Genomic DNA, 15,956 nt, shown 5'->3' on the forward strand with positions numbered 1-15,956 from the left:
TTTTCAGCTGAGCTCGGCTCCTGGGTAACCCCTCGGGGTCACCATGCGTCCGTCTTTGGCATAGCTGCTGCTATTGCCAATCAGCACCAGGGTCAGCATGTCTACTTGCTCCACCGGTAATTCGCCCAGCCTGTGCAGGCTGACGGCCTCATCGGCTCGGCCCAGTTGGCGGGCCAGGGCTACCGGTGTTGAGGCCGGCCGGCCCTCCAGCAGCAGCTCCCTGGCTCGGGCTAGTTGCCAGTCGCGGCCCAGGGAGCGGGGGTTGTAGAGGGCTACTACAAAGTCCCCCGCAGCCGCTGCTTGCAGCCGCTTTTCGATCACTTCCCAAGGGGTGAGTCGGTCGCTGAGGCTGATGGTGCAGAAATCGTGCATCAAGGGAGCTCCGGCCTTGGCAGCGGCGAGTTGCAGGGCCGAGATGCCCGGATGCACGCTGAAGCTGGGCCGGCCATCGGCTGGGCTGGCCAGCCAAAGCTCCAGGGCCAGGCCGGCCATGGCGTAGATGCCACTGTCGCCAGAAGAGACCAGGGCCACATTCAGCCCCTGGCTCGCTAACTCCAGGGCCAGGGCGCAGCGGGCCCGCTCCTCGGTGAGTTGGCCGTTCCAGCGCAGCTGATCAGGTCGCCGCAGCGGTTCAAGCAGGTCGAGGTAGAGGCCGTAGCCCACCCACACCGTGGCTTCCGCCAGGGCGCGGCGCGCATCCGCAGTGAGCAGCTCCAGGCTGCCCGGGCCACTGCCCACCAGGTGCAGTTGGCCCCGCTCGGGAGCCCATTGACTATCGGCCAGAGCCACCGCCAGGGTGGCTGCCCCGAGCTCGCCTGGGTTGGCATGCTCGATGCGCTTGGTTTGCAGCAATTGGGCTGCGGGGCCAGCTGCCAGCAGGGCTGCGGCCTCGGCCACGCTGGCGGTGCCCATCTCCTGGGCCACCGCTGCCGATGGGGTGGGCACCGGCACTGCCGCTAGGGAATCGGCCCCAAACCAGCGCACTGGCCAGCCTCGTTTAGCCGCTAGAGCAAGCAGGGCCGGTTCATCGGCCTTGCGGTCGATGCTCGCTAAACCAGCTACGGATTCAGGTGCCAAATGCTGGTCGCCCAGGGTCTGTTCCAGCAAGCGCTCCAGCAGGCTGAGGCTGGTGTTGCGTTCACAGCCCATACCTAGCCACAGGCTCGGCGGATGCCAGCGGCAGCCAGCGCCGGTGTGGATATCTACGACCAGATCAGCCTCTGGGTTGTTGCCAGAGCCACCGCCAGAGCTACTGCCAGTGGCACCAGCTCGCTCCAGTAGGCAGGTGGCGGCCTCGAGCTCCAGCCAGCGGCGGCTGCCGTGGTGAGCTTCCAGCTGCAGCGGTTGATGCAGATGGGCTGCCTTACGCATCAGGGCGCTCCAATCGCCCTGCCCCCGCTGCCAACCCCAGTCTTTGCCGAAGCTGTCGAGGCTCAGTAAGCCTGCTGCAGCCGTTGCCCCGGTGAGCACAGCCTGGCCGCCTAGGCAGGCGGCAATCTGGTGGCTCAGTCGCTCGGCCCCGGCCGCGTGCCCCCCCAGCAGGGGAATGGCGAACCGACCCTGGGGATCCACCACCACCACTGCGGGATCGCGCTCTTTATTCACGAGCAGCGGCGCAATCAGCCTGGTCACCAGGCCACAGGCGCCAACGATCACAAAGCTGCTGGCCGTTGACCACTGTTCAACTAAGCAGTCCCCTGCGGTGATCTGGTCGTCAGTCCCCACCTGGGCGTCGATCAGGCCGGCCTGAAGGAGCTGCTCCAGCACGGGGGCGCTGGCAGGGCTGAAGCCCAGGCCCCAGCGGCGGGCGCGCGGCGCGGCCTGCTCGGGGCGGTTATTTGGTGAATTCACGTACCTAGCTTCTGACGCAGCCCGGCCAGGGGACCCGGCGCCTTGGGCTTGAGCAGGGAACCATCTGGATTCAGCTGGCTGCGGGCCGATCCCCCCAGGTTGGTGGAGGCGCTGAGCCGATCAGTAGGGGCCCTAGTGGTGGGGGCCGGAGTAGGGGCGGGGATCGCTTGTGGGGGCATCACAGGTGCGGACTCTGCTTGTGGGGCATCTTGCTGCGAAGGTTCGGTTAACTCAGCTTCAACAGTGGGCTCCAGCTCAGGCAGTTGTGCTGGGTCAGGTAGTTGTTCTGGGTCAAGTTGTTCTGGTTCCGGCAGGGGTTCCGTTTGAGGCGAAGCCTCGGGTTCATGCGGGGATTGGGGCTCATTTGCGGGCAACGGGTCAGTCACGGTTTCGGGCTCCCTGGCCGGCGGCGGATTGATTTCTATGGCTGCTACTGGTTCTTCTGGGACTGGTTCAGGTTCTGGTTTTGGAGCCGCCGGCGTTGCAGGCTGCTCTCCCAGCAGCTGGGCTAACTCGCTTGCATCCAGGCGCCCCCGCTGCCAACTGGGCGTGGGCGAGGAACTATTAATGGTCACCTCGCTCACCAAGGTGTTGAAAGGGGGGTTGAGGGGGGCGCCGCGGCCATCAACCAGCTCCATCAGCACGCTGTTGCTGCCGCTGCTCCAGCCCTTGAGCCACAGAGGCGAGTTCTGATCCACCAAAAAACTGTCCCCGTTGACCGTCACCCGCAGGCGCCAGCTGCCGTCGTTGTCGCGCAGGCCCTGGAGGGGAGCATCTAATAACAGCCAGTCGAGCAGCACTGGTTCGCGACCGGCCAGATCTGCTGTGCTTACGCCGATCAACTGGGGTGTGCCCAGCTGGGGAGTGGCCAGGGGATTGGCGGCCACCCGGTTCACCCGCACCTGGTCCCAGGCGCCTGGACTTTTCACCACTTCCCCCCAGGGTTTGGCCGCATAGGCGGTAAGGCGATGGCTGCCCGGGCCCAGGGGCGGTAGTTCGGCGTCCAGACGAGTTGGGAATTGCCCAGAGAGTGAGGTGGTGAGGCGTTGGGGCGGTAGGTCATCAACTTGCACCACGAGGTGAGGCCCCAGCCCGAGCACTCCCGCATCAACCAAGGGCCAATCACGAACCTGCACTTGCAACTTGACCGGCCCGGCTGGCAGATCGCTTCCATCTAGCGGGATCTGGATCGATACCTGGGGCTGGCGTTCGGCCAGGGCCGCTTGAACTTGTTGTACGGCGGCAGGTGGCGCGACTTCCTGTAAGCGGCCACTTGGCCCCTGGACTGGAAGAAGCGCTGGGGCTGGGCCGCTGTTGCGGCTAGCGGCTACGCGATTGCAGCCAGCCAACAACATCAACGCTGCCATTAGCAGGACCGCGAGCAGTCTCTGCCGCCATCGCACGGGGCGACCCGGGAGGGCTGGATAGGTTGCGCTGCCTGCGCCCACGCTGGATTGCTCAGCTTGTAGTGGAAGCATTCTGCTGGCCGGGGCCACCCTGGGGGAAATGGATGCGGCAGATGGCTGTTTTTGATGCTCTCTAAGTAATAAAAAACTGCCCGCAAGATGGTTGAAGTAGATGATTCTTTCTGTTCTGTAAAGCCCTGTGCTGGCCTGGGAAGCGCCGGGATTGAACCTTTGTAACTGCAAGCCAAAACCTCTCGGAAACGACCCCTATACTTCGGCGAGCGGTCCCCTAATTGGGGCCCAAAGCTCCAGTTGTGGCAAGTGGTTTCGCGTTTTCGCGGGCCCCCTTCCCGGCTGGTGCCCATGAACGCTTGGAGGCCTCGGCCGCCGGTCGTTTATGGGGCCCAACGGCAGGCTCTCCGGCCTGCTGCAGGGGTGGACCCACCACCTCGATCCCGTCCCTCGAGGAACGTCTCGATGACCATCAGCCCACCAGAGCGTGGGGAAAAGGCGAAGGCCATGGTCGACCGGAACCCAGTTCCGGCCACCTTCGAACTGTTCGGCAAGCCCGGCCATTTCGATCGCAGCCTTGCCAAAGGTCCCAAAACCACCACCTGGGTTTGGAACCTCCACGCCAATGCTCACGATTTCGACAGTCACACGAGTGACCTTGAAGAGGTCTCTCGCAAGATCTTTTCAGCTCACTTCGGCCATTTGGCCGTCATCTTTATCTGGCTGAGTGGCGCCTTCTTCCATGGAGCGCGCTTCTCCAACTACACCGGTTGGTTGACCGATCCCCTGCACGTCAAGCCTTCGGCGCAGGTGGTGTGGCCCATTTTCGGCCAGGAAATTCTCAATGGAGACATGGGTGCCGGGTTCCACGGCATTCAGATCACCTCCGGCCTCTTCCATGTGTGGAGGGCCTGGGGCATCACCAATGAAACCCAGCTGATGGCCCTGGCCATCGGTGCTTTGGTGATGGCCGGCTTGATGCTCAATGCCGGCGTCTTCCACTACCACAAGGCGGCTCCCAAGCTCGAGTGGTTCCAGAACGTTGAGTCGATGCTCAACCACCATCTGGCCGGCCTGCTCGGTCTGGGATCTCTCTCCTGGACAGGACACTTGCTGCATGTGTCCCTGCCCACCACCGCGCTGATGGACGCCATCGACGCCGGCCAGCCGCTGGCGCTCAATGGCAAAACCATCGCCACCTACGCCGACATTCCCCTGCCCCACGAGTTCCTGAACCAGGACGTGATCGCCCAGATATTCCCCGGTTTCGGGGCTGGCGTTTCAGCCTTCTTCACGGGCAATTGGGCCGCTTACAGCGATTTCCTCACCTTTAAAGGTGGGTTGAATCCTGTGACCGGCAGCCTCTGGATGACCGACATCGCCCATCACCACTTGGCGATCGCGGTGTTGTTCATTGTGGCTGGTCACATGTATCGCACCAACTGGGGTATTGGTCACAGCATCAAGGAGATTCTCCAGGGCCAGAAGGGCGATCCCCTGCTGTTCCCCGCTCCCAATGGTCATGACGGACTCTTCGAGTTCATGACCACCAGCTGGCACGCCCAACTGGCTGTGAACCTGGCGATGCTCGGCTCGCTGAGCATCATCGTGGCCCAGCACATGTATGCGATGCCTCCCTATCCCTATATCGGGATTGATTACCCCACCCAACTGTCGATCTTCACCCATCACATGTGGATCGGTGGTTTCTTAGTTGTGGGTGCTGGTGCGCACGCCGCTATCGCGATGATTCGCGATTACGACCCCGCCAAGCACGTCGATAACGTGCTGGACCGGGTGCTTAAAGCTCGTGATGCCCTGATCAGCCACCTCAACTGGGTGTGCATCTGGCTTGGCTTCCACAGCTTTGGCCTTTATATCCACAACGACACCATGCGTGCCTTGGGGCGTCCCCAAGACATGTTCAGCGACTCCGCCATTGCCTTGAAGCCTGTCTTCGCGCAGTGGATTCAGGGTCTTCACGCTGCCGCTGCAGGTAGCACTGCGCCCAACGCCCTAGCTGGTGTGAGCGAAGTGTTCAACGGCACCGTTGTAGCGGTGGGCGGCAAGGTGGCAGCCGGTCCGATTCCTTTGGGAACGGCCGACTTCATGGTCCACCACATCCACGCCTTCACGATCCACGTCACCGTGCTGATCCTTTTGAAGGGTGTGTTGTATGCGCGTAGCTCCCGCCTAGTCCCTGATAAGGCGAATCTGGGCTTCCGCTTCCCCTGCGACGGCCCTGGCCGTGGCGGTACCTGCCAGGTGTCGGCTTGGGACCACGTGTTCCTTGGCCTGTTCTGGATGTACAACTCCCTGTCGATCGTCATTTTCCACTTCTCCTGGAAGATGCAGAGCGACGTGTGGGGCACCGTCAACGCTGATGGCAGCGTCCAGCACATCACCAACGGCAACTTTGCCCAAAGCGCCATCACCATTAATGGTTGGCTGCGGGACTTCCTCTGGGCTCAAGCCGCACAGGTGATCAACAGCTACGGCTCGAGTTCCAGTGCTTATGGCTTGATGTTCCTTGGAGCCCACTTCATCTGGGCCTTCAGCCTGATGTTCCTGTTCAGTGGCCGCGGCTACTGGCAAGAGCTGATCGAGTCCATCGTCTGGGCTCATAACAAGCTGAGGGTTGCACCCGCCATCCAACCGCGGGCGCTTTCCATTACCCAGGGCCGTGCTGTCGGTGTCGCTCACTATTTGCTGGGCGGTATTGCAACAACCTGGGCATTCTTCCTGGCCCGCATCGTCGCGGTCGGCTGACCTTTTCTGACCTCTCCCAATGGCAACGAAATTTCCTTCGTTCAGCCAGGGTCTGGCACAGGACCCGACAACCCGCCGGATTTGGTACGGCATTGCCACGGCTCACGATTTCGAGAGCCACGACGGCATGACCGAGGAGCGGCTTTACCAAAAGCTGTTCTCCACCCATTTCGGTCACCTGGCCATCATTGGCCTCTGGGTTTCGGGCAACCTGTTCCATATCGCCTGGCAGGGCAACTTTGAGCAGTGGGTCGCCGATCCTCTGCATGTACGTCCCATCGCTCACGCGATCTGGGATCCCCACTTCGGCCAGGGAGCTATCGCCGCCTTCACCCAGGCTGGTGCTACCTCCCCTGTGAACATTGCTTATTCCGGCTTGTACCACTGGTGGTACACGATCGGGATGAAAACCAACGCTGAGCTTTATCAGGGTTCCATCTTCATGATGATCCTGTCGGCTTGGGCCCTGTTCGCAGGCTGGCTCCACCTTCAGCCCAAGTTCCGGCCTTCCCTGGCCTGGTTCAAGAACGCTGAATCCCGCCTAAACCACCACCTGGCGGTTCTGTTTGGTTTCAGCTCGATCGCTTGGACCGGTCACCTGGTTCACGTGGCTATCCCTGAGGCCCGTGGTCAGCACGTTGGGTGGGACAACTTCCTCTCAGTGCTGCCTCACCCCGCTGGTTTGGCTCCGTTCTTCACCGGCAACTGGGGTGTATACGCCCAGAACCCCGATACCGTCTATCAACAGTTCGGAACTGCTGAGGGTTCTGGCACCGCGATCCTTACCTTCCTTGGTGGCTTCCACCCCCAAACGGAAGCCCTTTGGCTCACGGACATTGCCCACCACCACCTGGCGATCGGTTGCATCTTTGTGATCGCTGGCCACATGTACCGGACAAACTTCGGTATCGGCCACTCGATTCGCGAGATTCTTGAAGCCCACAACCCACCCAAGGGCACCCCTGGTGACCTCGGTGCTGGCCACAAGGGCCTCTACGACACGATCAACAACTCGCTCCACTTCCAGCTTGGTCTGGCTTTGGCATCTCTGGGTGTGGTCACCAGCCTGGTGGCCCAGCACATGTATGCGATGCCGTCCTACGCGTTTATCGCTAAGGACTACACAACGCAGGCTGCGCTTTATACCCACCACCAATACATCGCCATCTTCCTGATGTGCGGTGCGTTCGCCCACGGTGCGATCTTCTTCATCCGCGACTACGACCCGGAAGCCAACAAAGACAACGTGTTGGCCCGGATGCTCGAGCACAAGGAAGCCATAATCAGCCACCTGAGCTGGGTCTCCCTGTTCCTTGGCTTCCACACCCTGGGTCTCTACGTCCACAACGACGTGGTCGTGGCCTTCGGCACTCCCGAGAAGCAGATCTTGGTGGAGCCCGTCTTTGCCCAATTCGTCCAGGCCGCTTCCGGCAAGGCGATGTATGGCATGGATGTGCTGCTATCCAATTCCGCATCCGCAGCTAGCAATGCCAGTGCGGTTTATCTGCCCGGTTGGATCGACGCCATCAATGGTGGCAACGACCTCTTCCTGCAGATCGGTCCTGGTGATTTCCTTGTTCACCACGCCATTGCGCTTGGTCTGCACACCACGACTCTGATCCTGGTGAAGGGTGCTCTGGATGCCCGGGGTTCCAAGCTGATGCCTGACAAAAAGGACTTCGGCTATTCCTTCCCCTGCGACGGCCCCGGCCGTGGTGGTACCTGCGACATCAGTGCCTGGGACTCTTTCTATCTGAGTGTCTTCTGGGCCCTGAATACCGTCGGTTGGGTCACCTTCTACTGGCACTGGAAGCACCTCGCCATCTGGCAGGGCAACGTGGCTCAGTTCAACGAATCCAGCACCTATCTAATGGGTTGGTTCCGCGACTACCTGTGGCTTAACTCCTCCCAGCTGATCAACGGTTACAACCCGTTTGGCAGCAACAACCTGGCCGTCTGGTCTTGGATGTTCCTGTTCGGTCACCTGGTTTGGGCCACCGGTTTCATGTTCCTGATCTCCTGGCGCGGCTACTGGCAGGAACTCATCGAGACCATCGTCTGGGCGCATCAGCGGACCCCACTTGCCAACCTTGTTGGCTGGCGCGATAAGCCTGTCGCTCTTTCGATCGTCCAGGCTCGTGTTGTGGGTCTTGCTCACTTCACTATTGGCTACATACTCACGTATGCCGCCTTCCTGATTGCTTCTACCTCTGGCAAGTTCGGCTAACTGCGGCCTACTTGCTCCCTCGAGGGACGAATTAACCCCGGCGCAAGCTGGGGTTTTTTATTGTCCATTGTTTTATTGACCATTGTTTGTTGGTTAACTTGCCCCTCACCGCACCACCTGGCTCTTTCCCCCTAAGGGAATAGTTCTGGTCCCGAAGGCTTGGCTTGTGGCCCAGCAGCCACTGTCTATCGGGCTGCCCCCAAACAAGATCAGCCCAATCAAAGGCCCAATCAAAGTCCCAATAAAGGTTCAATAAAAACGTCTAGTAAAAACACCCAATAAAAAAGCCCCGCCTTAGCGGAGCTTTCAGGGGATTGGAAAACCGCTTGGGATTCAGTTGACGCTCCAGACGCCGCCAGCGATATTGACCAGTGGGGCAACGATCGCAGTGCCGGCTAGGAACCAGGCAAAGGCGGCGCCACCGCAGCCACCCAGCCAGAAACCACTGGCGAATTCTGCCCAGCCAGCCTTGGTGAACAGGTCTGCGGGGGGGTTGTCGATGGTGGCGTCAGCCGGCTGGATGTTGGGTCCGTTGCCAGCGGTGCCGTAGATCGAGAGACATACGGTCAAGATCGACACCAGTCCAATGGTGGCGAGTAAACCAGCGGTGCTGGCGTACTCGGTGAGCCGCAGGGGACCACAGACGGCGAAGGGTCCGTAGAGAAAGAAGCCATGGGCCATGCCCACTTCCAAACCACGACGGTTCGGAGATAGGGAGGGGCGGTAGGCGGGCAGGGCATTGATGAAGGCCCGGCTGAAATAGCTGCTGTTGACGGGGGTTGCCAGATTGCCGACGCAGGGGTCGGCCACGGGGGTCACGGTCATGGTGGCGGGGGTAGGCGGTGAGGCTGAGCGACGGCTTGGGTCGGGCTCAGTCGCGGGCTTCGATTACGTTGAAAAGCAAGGCCATGGCCACGGCTGGGCCGAGGATTCCAACAAGTGGGACTAACACCGAGGGCAACCAAGCGGCAGCAAATTCTCCAGTCATGGCGCGGGCCAATAGCAACCGTTAATACTGTACGAAGCTCACCCTTGACAGCTTGCGGGGCCGGCTAGGGCGACATAAAAATTCAATCCCTCTGCCCCGCCTCTCAGCTGTCGGATCCGCGCACGATGCCGCGCACCCGGTAGATCGGTCGTCCCTGACTTTCGTGGTACGTGCGCATCTGCAGTTCGGCCAGCAGCCCAAAGCAGAAGAGCTGCACCCCCGTCAGAAAACTCAGTAGGGCCATCAGCAGCAGGGGGCGATCGCCGATGTCTGCGCCAAGCAGTAGTTTCTCGCCTACAAGCCAGATGCCGATCAGCAGCCCTGCGCCCATGGCGGCCAGGCCGCCGAAGCCGAAGACGTGCATCGGTCTGGTCAGAAAGCGCTTCATGAACCAGACCGTCAGCAGGTCCATCAATACCCGGAAGGTGCGGTCGAGTCCGTATTTGCTTTCCCCATAACGCCGGGGATGGTGGTTTACTTTCACCTCGCTGATCCGGGCACCTTCGATGAAGGCCAGGGCAGGCAGGAAGCGGTGGAGTTCGCCGTAGAGGTTGAGGTCACTCACCACCTCGCGCCGATAAGCCTTGAGGGAGCAGCCGTAGTCGTGGAGTCGCACCCCAGTTACCCGGGCAATCAGGCTGTTGGCGATGCGGCTGGGCAGCAGCCGTTGCATGGCCGCATCCTGGCGCTGGTGGCGCCAGCCGCTTACCAGGTCGAAGCCTTGGTCGAGCTCAGCTAGCAGTAGGGGGATATCGGCGGGGTCGTTCTGCAGATCGCCATCGAGGGTCACGATCACCGCCCCGCCGCTGGCGTCAAAGCCGGCCGCCATTGCCGCCGTTTGGCCGTAGTTGCGGCGCAGCAGCACGGCCACCAGCTCCGGAACCGTGGCGGCCAGCTTGCTGAGCACCTTCGCTGTGTCGTCCCTGGATCCGTCGTCTACCAGCACCAACTCAAATCCCAGCTGCAGCGGTCGCAGTGCCGCCAGCAACTGCTCCACCAACTGGGGCAGGCTCTCCTCCTCGTTGTAGAGGGGCACCACTACGGAAAGCTCGGCCTGGCCTTCCCTCGTTTGCTGCATTTTTTTGTCAGCCTTTGGCGTCGACCCTAGGTGGGTAGGGGACTGCCGTTATGGCTGTGCATTACCCGCCCCGCTCCCCGCAATTCCAGTCGGTAGTGGCGCGCCACCGGGTCGGGGTTTTGGGGCGCCAGGTCGTCGAGGCCGATGCCGTTGCGGCCGTTGGCGACGCCGGAGCTGTGTAAATAGCGGCCGCCACCTAGGTGCAGCCCCACGTGGCTGCAGCGCTGGGGTGTGCCAAAAAAGATCAGGTCGCCAGGCTCCAGCAACTGCACCTGGCCCGGGTGCACCGCCACAGGCTGACAGAACCGCTCCTGCAGGTAGGCATCGCGCGGAATCCAGATGCCAGCGCTGGCATAGGCCCGCTGCATCAGACCGGAGCAGTCGTAGTTGGGGCCCAGGCTGCCGCCCCACAGGTAGGTGTTGGCTACGCGCTGGGCGGCCTGCGCGAAGCTCAGCACCTGCTCCATCCGCTGGACAATGCTGCAGCGCTGCCGCAGTTGCGGTTGGGGCGGGGAGCACGCCACTGCTCGCCCTAGCAGGGCATCGGGTTCAAGCCAGCCTGGGTAGCCATCGTCGAGCAGTCGTACCCGCAGGCGCATTTCTGGCCCTGTAGCTGCTGGACTGGTCAGGATTTGCAGGTGGCGGCCAGTCCAGGCCTGGCTGGCTAGCCCCTCACCGCGGGCCTGGCTGTAGAGGTCGACGCTGCCGGTGAGCTGCCAGTTAGTGCCTGGAATGAGCCATTCCGGCGCGGCTGGGGTGCCGGCAGCCAGCTGGGCAGGGTTGATGGTGTCTACTCTCAGCACAGCTAATCTCGCCACAACGTTGGCCGGCGGTGATGGCTTTTTACAGCCCCGATCCAGCCATGGCTCAGATCCTGGCTGATCTGGTGCGGGCTTTAGAGCTGGAGGGGCGGCCTGGCTTAGCCCAGCACCTCTCCATTACCTGGCTTCGCTACGACCAGCCCTTGCTTGGCCGAGCTGCCGATCTAGATCCCGATCTGTTCTGGGCCCAGCCGGTGCAGGGGGCGAGCTGGGCTGGGGATCGTCCTCGCTACCCAGCCAGCGTCGTGAAGCTGGTGTACCTGGTGGCGGCAGAGGCTTGGCGCCAGGCTGACTTGCTTGCGGATACGCCCGAGCTGCGGCGTGCCCTTTCAGACATGATTCGCGACTCCAGCAACGACGCCACCTCCCTAGTGGTGGATTTGCTTAGTGGCACCACCAGCGGCCCTTCCCTGCCCCCCGAGCGCATGGCCCACTGGGTGGAGCAGCGTCAGCTTGTCAATGGCTGGCTGAGCGAGCTTGGCTGGCCGGAGCTGCAGGGCTGTAATGCTTGCCAAAAAACCTGGGGTGATGGTCCCTACGGGCGCGAGCGGGTCTATTACGGCACCGAGCTGGAAAATCGCAATCGCCTCAGTACCGACGCTGTAGCCCGTCTGTTGCAGGCCGTGCTGGCGTCGGCCCTGGTCTCGCCGCCGGCTTGTGCCCGCATGGCAGCTCTGCTGGCGCGCAGCCTGGATCCGGCCTTGAGGCTTGCGGATCCAGAAAACCAGGTGGATGGCTTCATAGGTGAGGGTTTGCCTCTTGGCTCTCGCCTCTGGAGCAAGGCGGGCTGGATGAGCCAGGCCCGGCACGATGCTGCCTACGTGGAGCCGTCAGCTGAGGGCTCTATGCCAAAAGCTGCGCCTTTCTTGCTGGTGATTTTTTCTGAGGGCCAGGCCTGCGCCCAGGATCACAAGCTCCTACCCGAGATAGCTACCCGGCTGGCCGCAGCCAGCCGTAAATAAGCATTCGGGCTTAACAACGGAGAGGGAGGCCGTAGTTGTGACTCTCAGAGCGAAGTGGTGACACGGGAAGAGACGACGCTTCCCTTTGGTGGAGGCGGAATCCAATGCCATTTCCAATACCAATTCCAACACTATTTCCAACACCACATAGAACGTGCAAATTCAGGGCGCTGGCCGCAGGTCAATACCAGCGCTGAGCCCTTGCAGTCGTTACGGCGCCCTATCAGCAACTCCCTGGGCAGCTTTTGCTTCAACTGGTCTGTGGATCGCTCCCAGGACTGACCAGCGCAGTAGCGCATCTCTACCGTGTTATCGCCAGGGCATGGGTGCTTTCTGCTATAGGCGACTGTCTTGGTGGCAAGGGACTCAATGAGCTCCTGGACTCTGCAATTCCACGTCTTGGCATTGCTGATGCAAATAAGTTCGCTTTGTCCAGCCACAATCTTTGCCAAGGATTAGATTGCTGCCTTTCCACTCAAATACTTTTTTTAGCCTTAGGTTGAATGGGTGTTCAGTCGGGTCAAGAGTCCTGTAGTCCCCTGTCTTTATTTCTCTATTATTTACGGGTGAAAAAGGACTTCGCAGCTTTAGAAGAATTTTCCCGAATGCGGATACGCATGGAATGTCATTAGTGATTAATGCATATTTAAAGCTTGGGAGAATTGACAAAATATCTTGAACTTCCTTCGTGCTTAAATGCATTAGTACGTCTTTGCAAACCAACAGTTCGGCGGAGGGAAGTTCATTGTAATCCTCTGGAAGATTGGCAAAGGAAACCCCTGGTCGCGAAAATGACCTCTGATTATTTGTGATTACATTTTTAGATGCATCGATGCCAATATATGTTACGCTGCCAAAGTCTAGAAATTGGGAAAACTGCCAGTCGCCGCAACCAAGGTCAACGACTGATTTAATATCGTATTGACGAATAAAGTCTTCTAGGAATATCTTGTAGGGTTGAGTTGCTTCAGGGGAGCTTCCGCCCCCTGATCCCTTGCCCCAGTATGAATTCTCATAAATCTTATCAAAAATATCTGGATCGCCAAATTCAAAACTCATAAAAGTCGATAAATTCTGAATTTTTAATTTAGCACTTAAGAAGATTTTATAGTTGCAAATTATAACATTTACAGGGTTCCATGGCAAAAGTTTATGTCGTCGTCGTTCTTTGCTGCCCTAAGACCCTTCCGCCTATTCGCCAGTGCCCCCGGTCGCCAGCTTCGCGTCGTAGTGGAAGAAGTGCTTTGGGACAAGATTTTATTGAAGTGTCGCAGTTGTTGCAGACGGTTGTTTTGGCAACTTCATAGATACGCAAGCATTGCACAGCTACCCCTGCCGCTGTTTCTTCTTCCAGATCCGTTCCAGTGATTTGCGGAACTCTCCACCGCTTTGTGGACGTGCCAGGTTGCGCCTCCAAAAGATGCTGGTAATCCACCACACCTGAAGACCTCCAAAGATCAGGGCGACTAGGCCCAGTTGGATGTATCCCCAGTTCAGGTGCTCCATTGCGCCCGTTGCTGATTCTTCGCCCAGATGCGTTCAAGGGTCTTTCGGAACTCCTCTGTGTTCTTGCTAGTGGCCTCAGGGCATTTTCTAAACTGAGCCGCCAGGCGCCAGAACTTGATTCCTGCTGCGACGGCAAAGACCAACCAGAGCACCAGCATCGATAGGGGCTGAGATATCACTGCTTGTCGCTTTGGGTCGAGGTTTCCTGGTGCCCGTGCTTCTGGTCGCAGTGGGCGCTGGCAGTTGTGCCCATCAGCAGCGTCGCAGCGGTCAGGGCGAGTAGCAGCAGGCGCTTCATATGGTCTTGTTGGGGCTTGTGAGCAGGGTACGGGCGCTTTTTGCTGTTGGCGACTGCCTTGGCGCTAAGGGACTCCTTGGACTCATTGCCCCAGCGCTAATCGTGCAGGTGTATCCGCTTTTGTGCGATGCCTGCTGCTCTGCCTGGGCCACCTGGTGCCCCCTCTGAGCAATGGGAGTTCCTTGAGCGTGTCCGCATGAACACCTGCGGCAATCACTCCATGACCTGAGCGTAAGTACCTAATAGCGTTGGCTAGTCGTGATGAGCGACGGGAAGCGTATCCCTGGCGGAGTCGAACACGCCAGGGATTTTTTTGTGAACAAACCTTGCTGCTGCTCGCACCCAATACCAGTGCCTAACTCAAATAACCACCTATGGCGGCGTTCGACCCGTCCATAGGTCGAGGAAGTGGGCGGAGATTGCCTCCCCGTCGCTCACGCCCCACTTTTCTCTTAAACATCCTCAGGTCTGGCTCTCCCTGGGTGAGGTGGCGTGGAACCATCGCTCATACCCGCTGCTATCCAGTGCTGGGCTGCCTTTTCGCAATTCGGGCATCTAACACCCTAAGAGTGGGCACCTAACACCACTTCCAACACCCATGGGCGGGTAGTGGGTCGCACTAGTGGAGAATCGCTGACTCATCAATGTCAGTCGCCAGCAGGACTCGCGGCGGTGGTGACTCCGCTGTGAATCCTGCTTAAAACGGAGAGGGAGGGATTCGAACCCTCGACAAGAGTTGCCTCCTGTAACTCCTTAGCAGGGAGCCGCTTTCAACCACTCAGCCACCTCTCCAGGGGCCTGTCGACTTTATCAGTGAGCCCTATCGCCTGGTGCTTCCCAGGCGGCTTGGGCGGCGGTGAGTCGTGGCAGGCGGTGCTTAAAGCCGCAGAGGATTTCCCAGGGGATGGTCTGGCAGCGATCGCTCCAGTCGGTAGGGGTGATTTGTTCGCTTCCCTCCTGGCCCAGCAGAGTCACCACCGACCCCACCTCCAGTCCCGGGCAGTCGGTTGCATCGAGTACCAGTTGGTCCATGGTGATGGCTCCCACTTGGGGCAGACGTTGGCCTGCAAACAGCACTTCCAGCTGGTTGGATAGCTGGCGAGGCACGCCATCGGCGTAGCCAATGCCAACAACGGCCAGACGGCTGGGGCGGCTGGTGCGGAAGCGATGGCCGTAGCTCACCCCCACCCCGCTGCCCACCTCCCGAATCAGGCTGACGCGGGCGTGCAGGGTCATGGCTCCCTGCAGGGGTGTGACAGAAGCCAGGTGAGCCGCCGGACTGTGCCCGTATAGCGCCAGGCCGACTCGCACTAGGTCGTAGTGCAGCCCTGGGCTGCGCAGGGTGCCGGCCGAGTTGGCCAGGTGGCGGATGCCAGCCTGCAGGCGCTGGTGCTCCAGGGCCTGCAGCACCGTCTCGAAAAGCCGCTGCTGTTGATCTGTGAGCCCGTCATCGGCGTCCGCTGATGCATCGGCACTGGCGAGATGGGAATAGAGACCGGCCAACTGCACAGCTTCCAGTTCCGTGATCGCGGCCACGAGTCTGGGCCCCTCCTGCCAATCGGCCCCGAGCCGAGCCATGCCAGTGTCGAGCTTGAGCTGCAGGGCCATCGGGCGGCCTTGGCCGCTGGCGAGGTTTTGGCAGAGCAGGGCCTCGCGCATGCCGCTGATAGTGGGCATGAGCTGCCAGTGCAGACAGCTGCGCAGCTCCTCTACCTGGGTGAGGTTGCCGAGCACCAGAATTGGTGCTTCGATCCCGGCCCTGCGTAGCTCGATGCCTTCGCTCAGGGTGGCGACACCGCACTGACTAGCTCCACCAGCGAGGGCGGCCCGGGCCACGGGGATCGATCCATGGCCATAGCCGTCGGCCTTGACCACAGCCATCAGCTCGGTGCCATTGCCTATGCAGCGTTTAAGGCTGCGGGCGTTGGCACTTATGGCGCCGGTATTGACCTCTACCCAGGCCCGTTGCCGAGCCAGGCTGGCATCATGGGCCGGGGCACTCCAGCTGGTCTCGGTCGCCTGGGTCACGGATTACAGC

Annotated in this window: 13 protein-coding genes and 1 tRNA gene; 3 read left to right on the top strand and 11 right to left on the bottom strand. The window is 60.4% G+C overall.

Annotated elements, in window-relative coordinates; all coding sequences use genetic code 11:
- Window positions 1–3: 3 nt before the first annotated feature.
- Both cobJ and KBY99_RS10255 read right to left on the bottom strand, forming a co-directional pair.
- The gene (gene cobJ / locus KBY99_RS10250; protein WP_254998944.1) at window positions 4–1,851 is read right to left on the bottom strand and encodes a precorrin-3B C(17)-methyltransferase; all 1,848 of its coding nucleotides are present in this window, start codon (window positions 1,849–1,851) and stop codon (window positions 4–6) included.
- Window positions 1,848–3,218 (bottom strand): hypothetical protein, encoded by a 1,371-nt coding sequence (locus KBY99_RS10255; protein ID WP_254998945.1) that lies wholly within the window; start codon window positions 3,216–3,218, stop codon window positions 1,848–1,850. Before KBY99_RS10255 ends, cobJ begins: the two co-directional genes overlap by 4 nt.
- Window positions 3,219–3,734: 516 nt before the next feature.
- Here KBY99_RS10255 and psaA point away from each other — a divergent pair.
- Together psaA and psaB are read left to right on the top strand one after the other, a co-directional pair.
- Entirely contained in the window at window positions 3,735–6,038 is a 2,304-nt protein-coding gene (psaA, locus tag KBY99_RS10260; protein ID WP_106632413.1) for a photosystem I core protein PsaA, read from the top strand.
- A 19-nt stretch (window positions 6,039–6,057) separates the two neighbouring features.
- Entirely contained in the window at window positions 6,058–8,265 is a 2,208-nt protein-coding gene (gene psaB / locus KBY99_RS10265; RefSeq protein WP_106632412.1) for a photosystem I core protein PsaB, read from the top strand.
- A gap of 333 nt (window positions 8,266–8,598) precedes the next feature.
- Here psaB and KBY99_RS10270 read toward each other — a convergent pair whose 3' ends face one another.
- From KBY99_RS10270 to KBY99_RS10285, 4 genes are all read right to left on the bottom strand, one after another.
- A complete protein-coding gene (locus KBY99_RS10270) occupies window positions 8,599–9,090 on the bottom strand; it encodes a photosystem I reaction center subunit XI (protein ID WP_254942898.1) in 492 nt (163 codons plus the stop codon).
- Window positions 9,091–9,136: 46 nt separating this feature from the next.
- Entirely contained in the window at window positions 9,137–9,253 is a 117-nt protein-coding gene (locus tag KBY99_RS10275) for a photosystem I reaction center subunit VIII (protein WP_106632445.1), read from the bottom strand.
- 103 nt (window positions 9,254–9,356) lie between these two features.
- Entirely contained in the window at window positions 9,357–10,331 is a 975-nt protein-coding gene (locus KBY99_RS10280; RefSeq protein ID WP_254998946.1) for a glycosyltransferase family 2 protein, read from the bottom strand.
- Window positions 10,332–10,357: 26 nt separating this feature from the next.
- A complete protein-coding gene (locus KBY99_RS10285) occupies window positions 10,358–11,134 on the bottom strand; it encodes a C40 family peptidase (protein WP_254998947.1) in 777 nt (258 codons plus the stop codon).
- A gap of 32 nt (window positions 11,135–11,166) precedes the next feature.
- On the opposite strand from KBY99_RS10285, the gene KBY99_RS10290 reads away from it, so the two are divergent.
- On the top strand, window positions 11,167–12,114 hold the full coding sequence (locus KBY99_RS10290) for a serine hydrolase (protein WP_254993357.1): 948 nt from the start codon (window positions 11,167–11,169) through the stop codon (window positions 12,112–12,114).
- A gap of 366 nt (window positions 12,115–12,480) precedes the next feature.
- On the opposite strand, the gene KBY99_RS10295 is transcribed toward KBY99_RS10290, so the two are convergent.
- From KBY99_RS10295 to alr, 5 genes are all read right to left on the bottom strand, one after another.
- Window positions 12,481–13,173, bottom strand: coding sequence for a class I SAM-dependent methyltransferase (locus tag KBY99_RS10295; RefSeq protein ID WP_254998948.1), 693 nt, complete (start codon window positions 13,171–13,173; stop codon window positions 12,481–12,483).
- A gap of 434 nt (window positions 13,174–13,607) precedes the next feature.
- Window positions 13,608–13,778 carry a hypothetical protein gene (locus KBY99_RS10300; RefSeq protein WP_254998949.1) on the bottom strand — a complete coding sequence of 57 codons (171 nt, stop codon included), beginning with the start codon at window positions 13,776–13,778 and terminating at the stop codon, window positions 13,608–13,610.
- A gap of 17 nt (window positions 13,779–13,795) precedes the next feature.
- A complete protein-coding gene (locus KBY99_RS10305) occupies window positions 13,796–13,918 on the bottom strand; it encodes a hypothetical protein (protein WP_254960515.1) in 123 nt (40 codons plus the stop codon).
- 703 nt (window positions 13,919–14,621) lie between these two features.
- A tRNA-Ser gene (locus KBY99_RS10310) sits at window positions 14,622–14,710 on the bottom strand.
- An 18-nt stretch (window positions 14,711–14,728) separates the two neighbouring features.
- The gene (gene alr, locus KBY99_RS10315) at window positions 14,729–15,946 is read right to left on the bottom strand and encodes an alanine racemase (protein ID WP_254998950.1); all 1,218 of its coding nucleotides are present in this window, start codon (window positions 15,944–15,946) and stop codon (window positions 14,729–14,731) included.
- Window positions 15,947–15,956: the final 10 nt, after the last annotated feature.

The sequence above is a fragment of the Cyanobium sp. Maggiore-St4-Cus genome, assembly GCF_024345615.1.
In the GTDB taxonomy this organism is placed as follows: domain Bacteria; phylum Cyanobacteriota; class Cyanobacteriia; order PCC-6307; family Cyanobiaceae; genus Cyanobium_A; species Cyanobium_A usitatum.

What these genes read in the sequence shown, in the direction of transcription:
- KBY99_RS10255 (WP_254998945.1), bottom strand. Translation starts at nt 3,218, where the DNA reads ATGGCAGCGTTGATGTTGTTGGCTGGCTGCAATCGCGTAGCCGCTAGC.
- psaA (WP_106632413.1), top strand. Translation starts at nt 3,735, where the DNA reads ATGACCATCAGCCCACCAGAGCGTGGGGAAAAGGCGAAGGCCATGGTC.
- psaB (WP_106632412.1), top strand. Translation starts at nt 6,058, where the DNA reads ATGGCAACGAAATTTCCTTCGTTCAGCCAGGGTCTGGCACAGGACCCG.
- KBY99_RS10270 (WP_254942898.1), bottom strand. Translation starts at nt 9,090, where the DNA reads ATGACCGTGACCCCCGTGGCCGACCCCTGCGTCGGCAATCTGGCAACC.
- KBY99_RS10275 (WP_106632445.1), bottom strand. Translation starts at nt 9,253, where the DNA reads ATGACTGGAGAATTTGCTGCCGCTTGGTTGCCCTCGGTGTTAGTCCCA.
- KBY99_RS10280 (WP_254998946.1), bottom strand. Translation starts at nt 10,331, where the DNA reads ATGCAGCAAACGAGGGAAGGCCAGGCCGAGCTTTCCGTAGTGGTGCCC.
- KBY99_RS10290 (WP_254993357.1), top strand. Translation starts at nt 11,167, where the DNA reads ATGGCTTTTTACAGCCCCGATCCAGCCATGGCTCAGATCCTGGCTGAT.
- KBY99_RS10295 (WP_254998948.1), bottom strand. Translation starts at nt 13,173, where the DNA reads ATGAGTTTTGAATTTGGCGATCCAGATATTTTTGATAAGATTTATGAG.
- KBY99_RS10300 (WP_254998949.1), bottom strand. Translation starts at nt 13,778, where the DNA reads ATGCTGGTGCTCTGGTTGGTCTTTGCCGTCGCAGCAGGAATCAAGTTC.
- KBY99_RS10305 (WP_254960515.1), bottom strand. Translation starts at nt 13,918, where the DNA reads ATGAAGCGCCTGCTGCTACTCGCCCTGACCGCTGCGACGCTGCTGATG.